The 14,808-nt window shown below is 59.9% G+C and carries 15 protein-coding genes; 5 read left to right on the top strand and 10 right to left on the bottom strand.

Features of this window, described 5'->3' with window-relative positions:
- The first annotated feature begins 28 nt into the window (after positions 1-28).
- Positions 29-748, top strand: coding sequence for a PA5502 family lipoprotein (locus ACX3YF_RS06985; protein WP_196585127.1), 720 nt, complete (start codon positions 29-31; stop codon positions 746-748).
- A gap of 105 nt (positions 749-853) precedes the next feature.
- Here the strand turns inward: ACX3YF_RS06985 and katE are convergent, their stop codons facing one another.
- Positions 854-2,992 (bottom strand): catalase HPII, encoded by a 2,139-nt coding sequence (gene katE / locus ACX3YF_RS06980; RefSeq protein ID WP_458973585.1) that lies wholly within the window; start codon positions 2,990-2,992, stop codon positions 854-856.
- A gap of 209 nt (positions 2,993-3,201) precedes the next feature.
- Here katE and ACX3YF_RS06975 point away from each other — a divergent pair, with 209 nt between their 5' ends.
- The 3 genes from ACX3YF_RS06975 (at position 3,202) to ACX3YF_RS06965 (ending at position 5,731) form a co-directional block, all read left to right on the top strand.
- Positions 3,202-4,209, top strand: coding sequence for a methionine ABC transporter ATP-binding protein (locus ACX3YF_RS06975; protein WP_448645506.1), 1,008 nt, complete (start codon positions 3,202-3,204; stop codon positions 4,207-4,209).
- On the top strand, positions 4,209-4,883 hold the full coding sequence (locus ACX3YF_RS06970) for a methionine ABC transporter permease (protein ID WP_047535826.1): 675 nt from the start codon (positions 4,209-4,211) through the stop codon (positions 4,881-4,883). The genes ACX3YF_RS06975 and ACX3YF_RS06970 overlap by 1 nt, the downstream gene beginning before the upstream one ends.
- 74 nt (positions 4,884-4,957) lie before the next feature.
- Positions 4,958-5,731: a MetQ/NlpA family ABC transporter substrate-binding protein gene (locus tag ACX3YF_RS06965; protein ID WP_448645507.1), complete on the top strand. Its 774-nt coding sequence runs from the start codon at positions 4,958-4,960 to the stop codon at positions 5,729-5,731.
- Between the two features lie 193 nt (positions 5,732-5,924).
- Here the strand turns inward: ACX3YF_RS06965 and ACX3YF_RS06960 are convergent, their stop codons facing one another.
- Genes ACX3YF_RS06960 through ACX3YF_RS06940 form a run of 5 tightly spaced genes read right to left on the bottom strand, consistent with a single transcriptional unit; the run spans position 5,925 to position 9,827 of the window.
- Positions 5,925-6,560, bottom strand: coding sequence for an SCO family protein (locus tag ACX3YF_RS06960; RefSeq protein ID WP_130207976.1), 636 nt, complete (start codon positions 6,558-6,560; stop codon positions 5,925-5,927).
- On the bottom strand, positions 6,557-7,456 hold the full coding sequence (gene cyoE / locus ACX3YF_RS06955; protein ID WP_130207974.1) for a heme o synthase: 900 nt from the start codon (positions 7,454-7,456) through the stop codon (positions 6,557-6,559). Before cyoE ends, ACX3YF_RS06960 begins: the two co-directional genes overlap by 4 nt.
- Positions 7,444-8,517 (bottom strand): COX15/CtaA family protein, encoded by a 1,074-nt coding sequence (locus ACX3YF_RS06950; protein WP_047535838.1) that lies wholly within the window; start codon positions 8,515-8,517, stop codon positions 7,444-7,446. Before ACX3YF_RS06950 ends, cyoE begins: the two co-directional genes overlap by 13 nt.
- 10 nt (positions 8,518-8,527) lie before the next feature.
- A complete protein-coding gene (locus ACX3YF_RS06945) occupies positions 8,528-9,121 on the bottom strand; it encodes a hypothetical protein (protein WP_130207970.1) in 594 nt (197 codons plus the stop codon).
- Positions 9,087-9,827 (bottom strand): SURF1 family protein, encoded by a 741-nt coding sequence (locus ACX3YF_RS06940; protein ID WP_288099710.1) that lies wholly within the window; start codon positions 9,825-9,827, stop codon positions 9,087-9,089. The genes ACX3YF_RS06945 and ACX3YF_RS06940 overlap by 35 nt, the downstream gene beginning before the upstream one ends.
- Before the next feature lie 70 nt (positions 9,828-9,897).
- Here ACX3YF_RS06940 and ACX3YF_RS06935 point away from each other — a divergent pair, with 70 nt between their 5' ends.
- Positions 9,898-10,101 carry a twin transmembrane helix small protein gene (locus tag ACX3YF_RS06935; RefSeq protein ID WP_008064738.1) on the top strand — a complete coding sequence of 68 codons (204 nt, stop codon included), beginning with the start codon at positions 9,898-9,900 and terminating at the stop codon, positions 10,099-10,101.
- Between the two features lie 3 nt (positions 10,102-10,104).
- Here the strand turns inward: ACX3YF_RS06935 and ACX3YF_RS06930 are convergent, their stop codons facing one another.
- From ACX3YF_RS06930 to coxB, 4 genes are all read right to left on the bottom strand, one after another.
- Positions 10,105-10,992 (bottom strand): cytochrome c oxidase subunit 3, encoded by an 888-nt coding sequence (locus ACX3YF_RS06930; RefSeq protein ID WP_130207966.1) that lies wholly within the window; start codon positions 10,990-10,992, stop codon positions 10,105-10,107.
- 25 nt (positions 10,993-11,017) lie between these two features.
- A complete protein-coding gene (locus ACX3YF_RS06925) occupies positions 11,018-11,572 on the bottom strand; it encodes a cytochrome c oxidase assembly protein (RefSeq protein WP_047535851.1) in 555 nt (184 codons plus the stop codon).
- 129 nt (positions 11,573-11,701) lie between these two features.
- Positions 11,702-13,288, bottom strand: a complete 1,587-nt coding sequence (gene ctaD, locus ACX3YF_RS06920; RefSeq protein WP_047535857.1) for a cytochrome c oxidase subunit I — start codon at positions 13,286-13,288, stop codon at positions 11,702-11,704.
- Between the two features lie 82 nt (positions 13,289-13,370).
- Positions 13,371-14,498, bottom strand: coding sequence for a cytochrome c oxidase subunit II (coxB, locus tag ACX3YF_RS06915; protein ID WP_130207964.1), 1,128 nt, complete (start codon positions 14,496-14,498; stop codon positions 13,371-13,373).
- Between the last annotated feature and the right edge of the window lie 310 nt (positions 14,499-14,808).

Raw genomic sequence — 14,808 nt, 5'->3', positions numbered from 1 at the left:
TTTTTTGCGCAAATAGAGAGTCGCAGGAATGAAGTCGTTCGCCTCCCGTTATCTGCTCCTTGTCGCATTTTCCGTGCTGCTGGGCGCTTGCCAAAGCACGCCACCGGCGGCCACCGAAGCCCCCGATGCGCGGGCCGCGGCCATTGCACAGCTTGAGCAAAGTCTGGCCAGCAGCGAACTGGCCACGGCGGAAGATCAACTGGCTGCCTTGCAGGCCGAATCGCCCAACGATCAATCCCTTGAGCAATACCAGCGTCAACTGGCTGAAGCCTATTTGATGCGCAGTCAGATCGTGTTGCAAAAAGGTGATGTAAACGCCGCAGCCACCGCCCTGAGTCGTGCCCGTGCGTTGATGCCCAAGGCGCCGGCACTGACCGGTGGGGTCAATGGCGCCATCGCCCAGGCGCGCAAGGCTGAACTGGAAAAGGCCGAAGCCGCTCTCAAGGCAGCCGAAGCCCAGCCAAAAGCCAAGGTCATCGACCCGACGGCTGAAAGCACCACGGTTGCACTGAATATCAACGATATGGCCAAGTTGCGTCGACAACTGGACGCTATCGCCGCCGATGTGGTGAATTTTCAGTGTGATGTGAGCATTCAGGCTCCGCGTACTGAAGATTATCCGTGGTTGGCGAATTTGCTGAGCAAACGGGTGAAGAAACTCGATCCGGAGTTCGACCTGAAGCTGGAGCGGCAGATCCTGCGCAGCGTTCCGGCGCAGATGGTCCTCAGCCCTCGCAAAAAAGCTTAAAAGCATCGCGAGCAGGCTCGCTCCCACGTTCGATTTGTGCTCACTGCAAATCAACTGTGGGAGCGAGCTTGCTCGCGATGGCGGCCTTTCAATCGCTCAAAACTTTCAGGCCGGAACAGCCTTGGCCTTCGGCTCCCTGTCCCAAACCCGATGCTGCCCGATGGCCGCAAAAAACGGCTTGATCAGCTTGGCATCCGCTCCGACGATTAACCCTGTATCCGCCTCCAGCTTCAACACATCCAGTAACTGCTTCGCCTCGCCATGCAGCGCGATCGCTTTCAAGTGTTTGTAGGCTTCGAGCAGGTAATGCAGGGCCACGCCGTCCGTGCTCAAGGCCTTGATCGATGCTGCACCGCCGGGCACGAACACCGCGTCGAACGCTACGGAAGGCAAACCTTCCATGGATGCATCTACTGGTAATGCCTTGCCATCGGCGGTCGTCACAGGGGCGGAAGTCGGGCCAAGCAGTTTGGCGTGCGCACCTTCGGCTTCCAGCGCTTTCTTCATGGCCTCAATGGCCGAGCCATCGACACCGTTGGCTGCAAGGATGGCGACTTTTCGCGTCTTGATATGGCCCGGTAGCAGATTGGCCTGGCTAAGGGCGGGCGAACGTTCCAGAGAAATTTTCGGCACATCGACCGTTCCGGCCTTCGGTGCCGGCAAGCCCAGGTTCTGCGCCACGCGCTTGGCCAGTTCCAGGTCGATGTTGGCGAGGATCTCGTTCACTTGCCGTGTGCGGATGAACTCCCGTTCAACCTTGCCCAGTTCGAAGCTGTACGCCGAGATGATGTGCTCCTGCTCATGCTGGCTCATGCTGTGGAAAAACAGCCGTGCCTGGGAGAAGTGGTCGCTGAACGACTCGCTGCGCTGACGGATCTTGTTGGCGTCGATGCGTTCGGCATACGTCTCGAAACCGCCGTCCTGCGCGGCGGGTGGGGTTTCTTTCGGCCAGCCGCCGTCGATTGAGTTTGGTTCGTAGGATGCGCGGCCCTTATCAATCGTCGTGCGGTGCAACGCATCCCGCTGGCCGTTGTGGAACGCAGAGACCGGACGGTTGATGGGAATCTCGTGAAAATTCGGTCCGCCGAGTCGGCTGATCTGCGTATCGGTGTAGGAAAACAGCCGGCCTTGCAGCAGCGGATCGTTGGAGAAGTCGATTCCCGGCACAATGTGGCCCGGACAGAAAGCGACCTGCTCGGTTTCGGCAAAGAAGTTATCGGGGTTGCGATTGAGCACCATTTTGCCCAGCGGTGTGATGGGCACCAGTTCTTCCGGAATCAGCTTGGTGGGGTCGAGAATGTCGAAATCGAAGGCGTGTTCGTTTTCTTCCTCGATGACCTGTACGCCGAGTTCCCATTCCGGGTAGTCCCCCATCTCGATGGATTCCCAGAGGTCGCGACGGTGGTAGTCGGTGTCCTTGCCCGCGAGTTTCTGCGCTTCATCCCACACCAGCGAGCAAGTTCCGGCGGTGGGGCGCCAGTGGAATTTGACGAAGCGTGATTTTCCTTCGGCATTGATCAGGCGGAAAGTGTGAACGCCGAACCCCTGCATGCTGCGCAGGCTTTTCGGGATCGCCCGGTCGGACATGGCCCAGATCACCATGTGTGCCGATTCCGGTTGCAACGAAACAAAGTCCCAGAACGTATCGTGGGCCGAGCCGCCGGTGGGTATCTCGTTGTGGGGTTCGGGTTTGACCGCATGCACGAAGTCAGGAAACTTGATGGCGTCCTGAATGAAAAACACCGGCATGTTGTTGCCCACCAGATCGAAGTTGCCTTCGTCGGTGAAGAACTTCACCGCGAAGCCTCGTACATCCCGGACCGTGTCGCCCGATCCACGAGGGCCTTGCACGGTGGAAAAACGAACGAATACCGGCGTTTTTTGGCTTGGGTCCTGCAGGAAACCCGCCTTGGTCAGCACGCTATGGTTTTCGTAGGACTGAAAGTAGCCATGGGCACCCGTGCCCCGAGCGTGAACGATGCGCTCGGGAATGCGTTCATGGTCAAAGTGCGTGATTTTTTCACGCATGATGAAGTCTTCCAGCAGCGAAGGCCCGCGGGCCCCGGCCTTCAGGGTGTTCTGATTGTCCGCCACCTTCACGCCCTGATTGGTGCGCAGGGCCTGATCGGTGGCGTCGGAGCGGAATATTTCCAGGCTATCGAGTTTGGCGTTGGTATTGCTGCGGTCCAGGGTATCGGTCCCGGCCAGTGCGCTTTTGGTGGCGGCAGGCTTTTTGGTACTCATCAGGCATAACTCCTCGGGCTTTTTTCGAGTGGCCTAATTAGTGACTGATGACGTTTTTGACCGTTCCTTTTATCTGACCTTTGATCGCGTTATTGCCAAATGGCTGGTTGAATGCGAAATAAATGCTAAGAACCTCTATACGGACAGGCTAAAATGCGCGCCCGGCTAACCGCTGATCCTTTTCTAACGCGCCCCACAAGGTTCGCTACGTGATCGAGTTTCAAAACGTCCATAAAACCTACCGCGTCGCCGGTAAGGAAATTCCCGCCCTGCACCCGACCAGTCTGACGATTGAGAACGGTCAGGTCTTTGGCCTGATCGGCCATTCCGGTGCGGGAAAAAGTACCCTGCTGCGCCTGATCAATCGACTGGAAAACTCCAGTGGCGGCAAGATCATCGTCGACGGCGAAGAAGTCACCGCGCTCGACGCCAACGGTTTGCGCCGTTTCCGTCAACAGGTCGGGATGATCTTCCAGCATTTCAATTTGCTGGCGTCCAAGACCGTTGCCGACAACGTCGCGCTGCCACTGACCCTGGCCGGTGAGCTGTCGCGTACTGACATTGATCGGCGTGTGGCCGAATTGCTGGCCCGGGTCGGTTTGTCCGACCACGCCAAAAAGTACCCGGCGCAATTGTCTGGCGGTCAAAAGCAGCGTGTCGGCATCGCCCGCGCCCTGGCGACCAAGCCGAAAATCCTGCTGTGCGACGAAGCCACCAGTGCCCTGGACCCACAGACCACAGCCTCGGTTCTGCAATTGCTGGCCGAAATCAATCGCGAGCTGAAGCTGACCATTGTGCTGATTACCCACGAGATGGATGTGATCCGTCGTGTCTGTGACCAGGTGGCGGTGATGGACGCTGGCGTGATCGTCGAGCAAGGCTCGGTGGCCGAGGTGTTCCTGCATCCGAAGCACCCGACCACCAAGCGCTTCGTGCAAGAAGACGAGCAAATCGACGAAAGCGAACAGCGCGATGATTTCGCTCACGTACCGGGGCGCATCCTGCGTCTGACCTTCCAGGGCGAAGCGACCTACGCGCCGCTGCTGGGTACCGTCGCGCGGGAAACGGGTGTGGACTACAGCATCCTCGCCGGTCGTATCGATCGCATCAAAGACATTCCCTACGGGCAACTGACCCTGGCCGTGACCGGTGGTGACATGGAGGCGGCCTTCGCCCGCTTCAGCGCTGCCGACGTCCACATGGAGGTGCTGCGTTAATGGAAGCCCTGACGAGTTTCTTCGCCAATATCGACTGGTTCGAAATCTGGCTGGCCACCGGTGACACCTTGCTGATGCTCGGTGGTTCGCTGTTGTTCACCGTATTGTTGGGTCTGCCGCTGGGTGTGTTGTTGTTCCTCTGCAGCCCGCGTCAGTTGCTGGAAGCCAAAGGCATCTACGCGATGTTGTCGCTGGTGGTGAACATCCTGCGCTCGCTGCCGTTCATCATTTTGCTGATCGTGATGATTCCGTTCACCGTGTTGATCACCGGTACCTCCCTCGGTGTCGCCGGGGCGATTCCGCCATTGGTGGTGGGCGCCACGCCGTTCTTCGCGCGACTGGTGGAAACCGCGTTGCGTGAAGTGGATCGCGGCATCATCGAAGCGACCCAGTCGATGGGCGCGACGACGCGGCAGATCATCACCAATGCGTTGCTGCCTGAAGCCCGTCCGGGCATCTTCGCGGCGATTACGGTGACAGCTATTACACTGGTGTCCTACACGGCGATGGCGGGTGTGGTCGGCGCGGGTGGCTTGGGTGACCTGGCGATTCGTTTCGGTTACCAGCGTTTTCAAACTGATGTGATGGTGGTCACCGTGATTTTGCTGCTGGTACTGGTTCAGGTACTGCAAACCGTCGGCGACAAACTGGTTGTCCACTTTTCCCGTAAATGATCAATGAACTGGCCATTGGCTGGCAGGCGCTGGTTTCAGGCGTCGCAAGCGAGTACCCACAAGGAGTTAGCTGAATGAAAAAACTACTCGTCGCATTCGCTGCCGTTGCAGCCTTTTCCGCTCACGCCGCCGACACCCTGACGGTCGCGGCGACCCCGGTTCCCCACGCGGAAATCCTCGAATTCGTTAAACCGGCCCTGGCCAAAGAAGGCGTGGACCTGAAGGTCAAGGTCTTCACCGACTACATCCAGCCGAACGTGCAAGTCGCGGAGAAACGCCTGGACGCCAACTTCTTCCAGCACCAGCCGTACCTCGATGAATTCAACAAGGCCAAGGGCACTAACCTGGTTTCGGTAGCCGGTGTGCACCTGGAGCCGCTGGGTGCTTACTCCAGCAAGTACAAGAAACTGGATGAGCTGCCAGGCGGCGCGAACGTGGTGATCCCGAACGACGCCACCAACGGCGGTCGTGCCTTGCTGCTGCTGGCAAAGGCGGGCCTGATCAAGTTGAAGGATTCGAACAACATCCTGTCGACCGTCAAGGACATCACCGAGAACACCAAGGACCTGAAAATCCGTGAACTGGAAGCCGCGACCATCCCGCGTGTGCTGACCCAGGTCGACCTGGCGCTGATCAACACCAACTACGCGCTGGAGGCCAAGCTCGATCCCTCCAAGGATGCACTGGTCATCGAAGGCAGCGACTCGCCTTACGTGAACATCCTCGTTGCCCGTCCGGACGACAAGGACAGCGAGGCGATGAAGAAACTGGTTGCTGCACTGCACAGCCCGGAAGTGAAAGCGTTCATTCTCGAGAAGTACAAAGGCGCGGTCGTGCCAGCGTTCTGATTGGCTGAAAGCAATGAAAAGGGGACGCCAGATGCGTCCCCTTTTTGTGCCCAGCACCGCCCTCTGTAGGAGCGAGCTTGCTCGCGAAAAACAAAAGGACGCCGCTGGGCATCTGGATTTACGCGTTAACGTTCACGACCATCGTCGGAGCGCCGCCCGAAGCAAGCTCGCTCCCACAGGTTTCGTGGTGTTTTCACTGACGTTTGAGCATCACCGGCAACTGCACCACCAGTTTCTGATTGTTCAACGGCGCACGAATGAACCCGCGCTGCGTCCCGTCCGGTCCGATCACCGCCAGGTTGCCGCTGTGGTCGACGGTGTAGTTCGGTTTGCTGGTGTCCGCCGGAATGAACGGGATGCTCACGGCATTGGCGACTTTTTGCAGTTCTTCGACCGATGCCGGGGCCAGGCCGATGAACTGTGGATCGAAGTAGCCCAGGTACTGCTTGAGCTGCTTGGGCGTGTCGCGATTCGGGTCGACGCTGACCAGTATGATCTGCAACTTGTCCACCGCCTCGGGCGGCAGTTCGCTTTTGATCTGGCGCAGTTGGGCGAGGGTGGTCGGGCAGATGTCCGGGCAGAAGGTGTAGCCGAAGAACAGCAGGCTCCATTTGCCTTTCAACTCGTTGATCGTGACCGGTTGGCCGTCCTGATTGGTCATCGTCACGCTCGGCAGACTGCGGCTTTGCGGTAGCAGGATAATCCCCGCATCGATCAGCGCCGTCGGGTCGCCCTGGCCTTTGCCCGAGAGCACTTTGTTGATGGTCAGGCCCAGGACCAGCGCGATCAGGGCGACGAGGATGAAGACGGTTTTCTGGGTTCGAGTCATAGATTCAACAATAAGTAGTGGTCAACGAGCAGGGCGATGAACAGCAGGAACAAGTAGTAAATAGAGTACTTGAAGGTGTTGATCGCCGCGTGCGGCCGAGTGCCACGGTACAGCACCACCGCCCATTGCAGAAATCTGGCGCCCAGGCCGATGGCGCAAATCAGGTAGAGCAGGCCACTCATATGTATCACGTACGGCATCAGGCTGACGGCCAGCAGCGCGCCGGTATAAAGCAGGATATGCACCTTGGTGTAATGCTCACCGTGGGTCACCGGCAGCATCGGAATATCGGCCTTGGCGTATTCCTCTTTGCGGTGAATGGCCAGGGCCCAGAAGTGTGGCGGGGTCCAGGCGAAGATGATCAGGACCAGCAACAGCGGTTCGGCGCTGACATGACCGGTGGCGGCGGTCCAGCCGAGCAAGGGCGGAGCGGCACCGGCCAGCCCGCCAATGACGATGTTCTGCGGCGTCGCGCGCTTGAGGAAACCGGTGTACACCACGGCATAGCCGAGCAGGGAGGCGAGGGTCAGCCAGGCGGTCAGCGGATTGGTAAAGGCCAGCAGCAAGGCCTGGCCGAGCACCGCCAGCGCCAGGGCAAAGGTCAGCGCGGCGGCCGGTGAAACCCGGCCTTCGGCCAGTGGCCGTTTGTGCGTGCGGGCCATCACCGCATCGATGCGCCGGTCCACCACATGGTTGACCGCTGCCGCACCGCCCGCGCACAGGGCGATTCCCAGATTGCCGAACAGCAACACGGTCCATGGCACACCGGCGCGGGTCGCGAGGAACATCCCCACCAGTGAGGTGATGAGCATCAGCACCACCACTTTCGGTTTGGTCAGCTCCAGGTAGTCACGCCAGATAGCCTGACTGGGACGTTCGCCGATCAGAATCGCCATGGCATCTCTCCTTTTATTGTTATGGGCCCGGCTGTTTGTTTACGCGGACTGAAGCGCCAGCGAGTCGGTTGCTTGACCCGAATCAGGCTGGTGCGGGCGTGATAATTGACCAACACCATCGTCAGCAGCAGCGCAGCGCCCCCGGCGTTATGCGCGACGGCCACTGGCAGCGGCAGATGAAACAGCACGTTGCTGATACCGAGGGTGATTTGTGCGGCGAGAGCGATCAGTACCAGGCCCGCCAGGCGTGTCATGCCGACTGCCTTCAGTTGCCACGCCAGACCCAGTAGCACGAGGGTCACCAGCAACGCGCCGATGCGATGCGTCAGGTGAATCGCGGTGCGGGCATCGCTGTCCAGTTGCCCGCCGAGGTAATTCGGGCCGATGTGTTGGGTCAGGTGAAAGCCGTTGGCGAAGTCGGCGGGGGGCAGCCATTGGCCGTGGCAGGTCGGGAAGTCGATGCAGGCCACGGCGGCGTAGTTGGAACTGACCCAGCCGCCGAGGGCAATTTGCAGGATCACCAGCAGTAACCCGGCCGTCGCCCAGTGTTGCAAGCGTCGTGGCACGGTCAGCGCCGGCAGTACGCCGGACAGGCGCAAGGTCAGCAGAAACAACAGGCTCAGCGTGGCAAAGCCGCCAAGCAAATGCCCGGTGACCACTTGCGGCCAGAGCTTGAGCGTCACCGTCCACATGCCGAATGCCGCTTGGCCAAACACCACCGCCAGCAGGAACAACGGCAGCTTCAGCGGTTGTCCCGGATGCCGGCGATTGATCCAGGCACGTCCGGCCAGCACCGAGATCAGCATGCCGAGGGTGCCGGCAAAGTAACGATGGATCATCTCGTTCCAGCCCTTGTGGGCCTCGACTGGAGCGTCAGGGAAATGCAATTCGGCATGGGCCAGTTGGGCTTCGCTTTTCGGCACACTGATAAAGCCGTAGCAGCCGGGCCAGTCCGGGCAGCCGAGGCCGGCGTGGGTCAGGCGGGTATAGGCGCCGAGCAACACCACAATCAGTGCCAGCAGGGTGGCAAACAGTGCGAGGCGAAATCCAGGTTTGGCCATGACGATGCCCTTATCCGATGTTCGACAGTTTCAGCAGGTGGCGCAGGTCGTTGAGCAAGTCCTTGCCCTTGACCGACGGGTCGTAGCGCAGCACCAGATTGCCGTGAGGATCGATGATCCACAGTTGCGGCGTGGTCTTGTCGCCGTTCGATTGACTGAAAGTGCTCAAATCCAGCGGATAGCGCTGCAGCTGCGGATATTCCCGGGTCAGTTTGGCGTCGTACTCGGACGTCAGGGGCTGGGCGGCGGCGAGTGCGTGGCTGGCGCGAGAGGCATCGCGACCGAGGCCGATCTGGATTTGACGTGCCAGATACACCAACTGCTGGCAGTCCACCGCGCAATCCTTCGGCGCGGTGACCAGCATCTGCCAGCGGTCCTCCTGCGCCTGCACGCCGATGTCGGCGCGGGTCTGGCCGTTGCCGATCAGTTCGCCGTGATAACTGCGGCCCTCCGGCACCCAGAACTGCAGTTTGTACATGCCGGTGGCGAGGATCATCGGACCGATCACCCCGAGCAGGATCAACAGTAACTGCAAGCGACCCTTGCGCCGACTCGCCGGCGTTTTCGCCTCAGACATGCTGGGTGGATTCATGGCCGCTCCCATGGTGTTTCTCCTTTGCGTTGTGCCAGCCGAGGTAGAGATAAAGGCCGAACAGGGCGATCGCCATGGCGAACCACTGCACGGCGTAAGCGATGTGTTTTTCCGGGCCCATGGCGACCACCGGCCAGTCGGCCTGGTAGGACGCAGGGCCGCTTTCCTCGCGTAATTCGTAGGCGAACCCTTCGCGGTCGAGGGCTGACCAGAGTTTTGCCGGGTCAACCGCCGTCACCAGTTGAGGCCAGGTCGTTGAGTTGGGGTCGGCATGGAGCTGGAAGGTCGCGCCGGGGGAGACGTAGACCCAGGCGTCGAGGCTCAAGGCCTCGGCAGGGGTGGTGAATTGAGGCGGTGTGCGCCGGTCCGGCCATGGCAGCCAGCCGCGATTGACCAGCAGCCAGAGCCCTGTTGCCTGATCCTGAAACGGTTGCAGCAACTCAATCCCGACCTTTCCATCGCGCTGGCGGTTATCCAGCAGCAGGCTGTGGGCGGCATCGAACTGGCCGTGCAGGCGGACCCGGCGAAAGGCCGGGTCTGCGGTGTGTTGCAGCTCGGTGCTGGCCATCGGTTCGGCGGCCCGGCGCTCGGTGTAGCTTTGCAGCAGTGCGCTTTTCTCGGCGCCCCGGCTCAATTGCCAGAACCCCAGGGACACCAGCAGCGGCAGCAACAGCGCCACCACCAGTGTCGGCACGATGCCCGGCCGGAAGCGCTTCATGGCGTCGCCAGAAAGTCGGTCATCGCGATAGCTATACTCAAATGCATCGCCTGTCCCCCGGAGTTCCACCATGCTCAAAGCAGCCATCGTCCTGATGCTGATTGCCACGGTTGTCAGCCTGTTCAGCGGCCTGTTTTTTCTGGTCAAGGACGACAGCAGCTCGAACCGCCTCGTCATTGCCTTGAGTGTCCGTGTTGCACTGGCCGCCATCACCGTCGGCTTGATCGCCTGGGGCTTCTTCAGCGGCCAGTTGGTGTCGCATGCGCCGTGGTAAGGCCTAGAGCACGTAGACGAAAACGAACAGTCCGATCCACACCACGTCCACGAAGTGCCAATACCAACTCGCCGCCTCGAAGCCGAACTGATGATCGGCGTCGAAGTGCCCGCGCATGATCCGCATCAACATCACGAACAGGATGATGGTGCCGATGGTCACGTGGGCACCGTGGAAGCCGGTGAGCATGAAGAACGTCGCGCCATAGATGCCCGAGCCCAGGGTCAGGCCCAGTTCGTGGTAGGCGTGCATGTACTCTTCGGCCTGGAAGGTCAGGAACGCGCAACCGAGCAGCACGGTGATCGCCAGCCAGAGTTTCAGCGCGCCGCGATGGCCTTTCTTCAAGGCGTGGTGGGCGATGGTCACCGTTACGCTGGAGCTCACCAGCAACACGGTGTTGAGCAGCGGCAGGCCCCAGGGGCTTATAACTTCCTTGGGCGGCGGGAAGAGTTTGGAGTCCGGATTGTTCAGCAGTGGCCAGGTGAACTGGAAGTTCGGCCACAGCATATGGGCGATGCCTTTGGCGCCTTCGCCACCCAGAGCCGGGCCGGAGACGTGGCGCACATAAAACAGTGCGCCGAAAAAGGCGATGAAGAACATGACCTCCGAGAAGATGAACCAGCTCATGCCCCAGCGGAACGAACGATCCATCTGCGCGCTGTACAGTCCGCCGCGACTTTCCTTGATCACCGTGCCGAACCAGCCGAACAGCATGTAGGCCAACAGCAGGCCACCGACGAAAAAGATCAGCGGGCCGTGGGATTCCGGCCGCGCGGCTTTCAGGTCGTTGAACCAGGTGGCCAGGCCAAATACCGTGACGAACATCCCGACCGTGGCGATGATCGGCCATTTGCTCTGGGCAGGAACGTAATAATGTTCATGAGTTGCCATTGATTGTTCTCCTTATCGGGCACGCTCAACCGCCAGTGTTTGCAACGACTACCGGTGGATGTCGGGCGGTGATATCGAACAGCGTGTAGGACAGCGTCAGGTGCTTCACATCCTTGGGCATGTCACGGTCAACGATGAAACGTACCGGCATCTCGATCCGTTGACCGGGCTGCAGCACTTGCTGGGTAAAGCAAAAACATTCGGTCTTGTGGAAATACGCCGCCGCGGTGCTGGGCGCGATGCTCGGGACGGCCTGGGCGCTCATCGGGCGGTCAGTGGGGTTGTGCGCGATGAAAATCATCTCGTTCACCGCCCCCGGATGGGCCACCAGATCATCACCCTTGGGATAGAACTCCCACGGCATGTCGGCGTTGTTCATCGACAGAAACTGCACGCGTACCTGCCGCGAGGTGTCGACCGTTTGCTCGCCCTCATACTGCCCGGCGGTCTTGCCATTGATGCCGAATGCCTTGCACATCACGTCGTAGATAGGCACCAGGGCAAAGCCGAAGACAAACATCGCTACCACCACCAATAACAGGCGGGTGACCAGTTTCTTCATCGAAATCGAGTCAGCCATGGCCTGTGCCCTCTACCGAGAACCCTGTGGGAGCTGGCTTGCCAGCGATGGGATCACCGCGGTGTGTCAGACATGCAGCCATCGCTGGCAAGCCAGCTCCCACAGGAATATCCACAAGGCTGAAATGGTTCATTTCACTTCCGGTGGCGTGGTGAAGGTGTGATACGGCGCCGGCGACGGGATGCTCCACTCCAGGCCTTCGGCCCCATCCCACGGTTTGGCCGGTGCTGGCGGGCCGCCGCGGATGGTCTTGATCACGATGAACAGGAAGAAGATCTGTGTGGCGCCGAACATGAACGCGCCGATCGACGACACCATGTTGAAGTCGGCGAATTGCAGGTTGTAGTCCGGAATCCGACGCGGCATGCCGGCCAGCCCCACGAAGTGCATCGGGAAGAAGGCCATGTTCATGCCGATGAACGACAGCCAGAAATGCAGCTTGCCGAGGGTTTCGTCGTACATGTGGCCGGTCCATTTCGGCATCCAGTAGTAGGCCGAGGCGAAGATCCCGAAGATCGCCCCTGGCACCAGCACATAGTGGAAGTGCGCGACCACGAAGTAGGTGTCCTGGTACTGGAAGTCCGCCGGGGCGATGGCCAGCATCAACCCGGAAAAACCGCCGATGGTGAACAGGATCACGAACGCCACGGCAAACAGCATGGGTGTCTCGAAGGTCAGCGAGCCCTGCCACATGGTGCTGGCCCAGTTGAACACCTTCACGCCCGTCGGCACCGCGATCAACAGCGTGGCGTACATGAAGAACAGCTCGCCCACCAGCGGAATGCCGACCACGAACATGTGGTGCGCCCAGACGATGAACGACAGGAACGCGATGCTCGCCGTGGCGTAGACCATCGAGGTGTAGCCGAACAGCGGCTTGCGCGAGAAGGTCGGGATGATCGAACTGACGGCGCCGAAGGCCGGCAGAATCATGATGTACACCTCGGGGTGGCCGAAGAACCAGAACACGTGCTGGAACAGTACCGGGTCACCGCCACCGGCGGCGCTGAAGAAGCTGGTGCCGAAATGGATGTCCATCAGCATCATCGTCACGCAACCGGCCAGTACCGGCATCACCGCAATCAGCAGAAACGCGGTGATCAGCCAGGTCCAGACGAACAGCGGCATTTTCATCAACGTCATGCCGGGGGCGCGCAGGTTGAGGATGGTGGCGATCACGTTGATCGCACCCATGATCGAACTGATCCCCATCAAGTGGATGGCGAAGATGAAGAACGTCACGCTTTCCGGTGCATAGGTCGTCGACAGCGGGGCGTAGAAGGTCCAGCCGAAGTTCGGTCCGCCACCCGGTGTGAACAGGGTCGAGACCAGCAGGATGAACGCCGCCGGCAACAGCCAGAAGCTGAAGTTGTTCATCCGTGGCAGGGCCATGTCCGGTGCGCCGATCATCAGCGGGATCATCCAGTTGGCGAGGCCGACGAACGCCGGCATCACGGCACCGAACACCATCACCAGACCGTGCATGGTGGTCATCTGGTTGAAGAACGCCGGTTCGACGATTTGCAGGCCCGGCTGGAACAATTCGGCGCGGATCACCATCGCGAACGAACCGCCGAGCAGGAACATGGTGAATGCAAACCACAGGTACAGCGTGCCGATGTCCTTGTGGTTGGTGGTCAGTACCCAGCGCATCAGGCCTTTGGCGGGGCCGTGGGCGTGGTCGGCATGACCGTGGTCATCGATAACGGCGCTCATGGCCTGTCTCCTGTCAACAGATGGGCTGGGCAGGCCGGGGCGCCGTGCCCCGACCGGTTCCTTACATGCGCAATAGACCGGGTCATTTGCTTTCCGCCTGTTTCAGCTCCAGCACTTCTTTAGGAGTGACCATGTCGCCCTTGTTGTTGCCCCAGGCGTTACGTTCGTAGGTCACGACCGCCGCGATATCGACTTCCGAGAGCTGCTTGCCGAACGCCGCCATGGCGGTGCCTGGCTTGCCGTGGAAGACCAGGCTCAGGTGAGCCTCTTTCGGTCCGGTGGCGATTTTCGAGCCCTTGAGCGCCGGGAACATGGGCGGCAGTCCCTGGCCTTCGGCCTGGTGACAGGCTACGCAGGTGGTGTGATAGATCTTGTCGCCGCGCTCCTTGAGCTCGTCGAGGGTCCATTCCTTGCTGGTCAGTTCTTTAAGCTGAGCGGCTTCGGCTTTGCGATCGGCCAGCCACTTGTCGTAATCGGCCTTTTCCTTGACCTCGACCACGATCGGCATGAAGCCGTGATCCTTGCCGCACAGCTCGGCGCACTGGCCACGGTAGATGCCGGGTTTGTCGACACGGGTCCAGGCTTCGTTGACGAACCCCGGGATCGCATCGCGCTTGACCGCAAAGGCCGGCACCCACCAGGAGTGGATCACGTCGGCGGATGTCACCAGGAAGCGCACCTTGGCACCAATCGGCAGCACCAACGGCTTGTCGACCTCAAGCAGGTAGTGCTCGCCCTTGGCTTCCTTGTTGTGGATCTGGTTGGCGGGGGTGGTCAGGTTGCTGAAAAACTCGACGTCCTGGCCCAGGTATTTGTAATGCCATTTCCACTGATAACCGGTGATCTGGATATCGATATCCGGCTCACTGGGGTCGTACATCTTGATCAGGGTCGCCGTCGCGGGAACCGCCATGGCCACCAGAATGATGAAGGGCACGATGGTCCAGAGGATTTCGACGGTGGTGCTTTCATGGAATTTTGCGGCCACCTGCCCGGTCGAGCGGCGGTGCAGAATCATCGACCAGAACATGGCGCCAAAGACGATGATGCCGATCACCACACAGATCCAGAAAATGGTCATGTGCAGGTCAAATACAGCGTGACTGATTTCAGTCGCTCCAGGCGCCATATTCACAGTCCAGGCGGCTTGCGCCTGGCTGAAAATCGACCACAACAGGAGGCCCATCCAGACATGTGGATGTCGCATCATTGCGGGTTCCCCTTATCGTTCTTGTTATCCCGCCGGCTTTCACCTGCGGCAAGGGAGCGGCTGCATCAGACTACGAACTTGAATCGCCGGGCCTTGCTGCATTTGCAGTCGGGCGTCATCAGCTAACTCCATTCAAGTCCGAGTATAGACAGCGACTCTCACCTCGCAATGCGAAGGCGTAAATGATCTGAAACAGCATTAACTTGCGTTGCAGGCCACGATTGGAGAAGGATGCAGACGAGTGGTGGCAAATCGATATAACGCAGGTGTCTCAAGGATGAAATAATTATGACAAATGCGTCTTAGCATT

Source organism: Pseudomonas fluorescens group sp. PF-69, from assembly GCF_054481235.1.
Note: the sequence above shows the minus strand (reverse complement) of the source record. Positions and strands in the feature narration are given on the sequence as shown.

Excerpts from the sequence above, each read along its gene's own strand:
- ACX3YF_RS06985 (WP_196585127.1), top strand. The coding sequence starts at position 29 with ATGAAGTCGTTCGCCTCCCGTTATCTGCTCCTTGTCGCATTTTCCGTG.
- katE (WP_458973585.1), bottom strand. The coding sequence starts at position 2,992 with ATGAGTACCAAAAAGCCTGCCGCCACCAAAAGCGCACTGGCCGGGACC.
- ACX3YF_RS06970 (WP_047535826.1), top strand. The coding sequence starts at position 4,209 with ATGGAAGCCCTGACGAGTTTCTTCGCCAATATCGACTGGTTCGAAATC.
- ACX3YF_RS06965 (WP_448645507.1), top strand. The coding sequence starts at position 4,958 with ATGAAAAAACTACTCGTCGCATTCGCTGCCGTTGCAGCCTTTTCCGCT.
- ACX3YF_RS06960 (WP_130207976.1), bottom strand. The coding sequence starts at position 6,560 with ATGACTCGAACCCAGAAAACCGTCTTCATCCTCGTCGCCCTGATCGCG.
- cyoE (WP_130207974.1), bottom strand. The coding sequence starts at position 7,456 with ATGGCGATTCTGATCGGCGAACGTCCCAGTCAGGCTATCTGGCGTGAC.
- ACX3YF_RS06950 (WP_047535838.1), bottom strand. The coding sequence starts at position 8,517 with ATGGCCAAACCTGGATTTCGCCTCGCACTGTTTGCCACCCTGCTGGCA.
- ACX3YF_RS06945 (WP_130207970.1), bottom strand. The coding sequence starts at position 9,121 with ATGGGAGCGGCCATGAATCCACCCAGCATGTCTGAGGCGAAAACGCCG.
- ACX3YF_RS06940 (WP_288099710.1), bottom strand. The coding sequence starts at position 9,827 with ATGAAGCGCTTCCGGCCGGGCATCGTGCCGACACTGGTGGTGGCGCTG.
- ACX3YF_RS06935 (WP_008064738.1), top strand. The coding sequence starts at position 9,898 with ATGCTCAAAGCAGCCATCGTCCTGATGCTGATTGCCACGGTTGTCAGC.
- ACX3YF_RS06930 (WP_130207966.1), bottom strand. The coding sequence starts at position 10,992 with ATGGCAACTCATGAACATTATTACGTTCCTGCCCAGAGCAAATGGCCG.
- ACX3YF_RS06925 (WP_047535851.1), bottom strand. The coding sequence starts at position 11,572 with ATGGCTGACTCGATTTCGATGAAGAAACTGGTCACCCGCCTGTTATTG.
- ctaD (WP_047535857.1), bottom strand. The coding sequence starts at position 13,288 with ATGAGCGCCGTTATCGATGACCACGGTCATGCCGACCACGCCCACGGC.
- coxB (WP_130207964.1), bottom strand. The coding sequence starts at position 14,498 with ATGATGCGACATCCACATGTCTGGATGGGCCTCCTGTTGTGGTCGATT.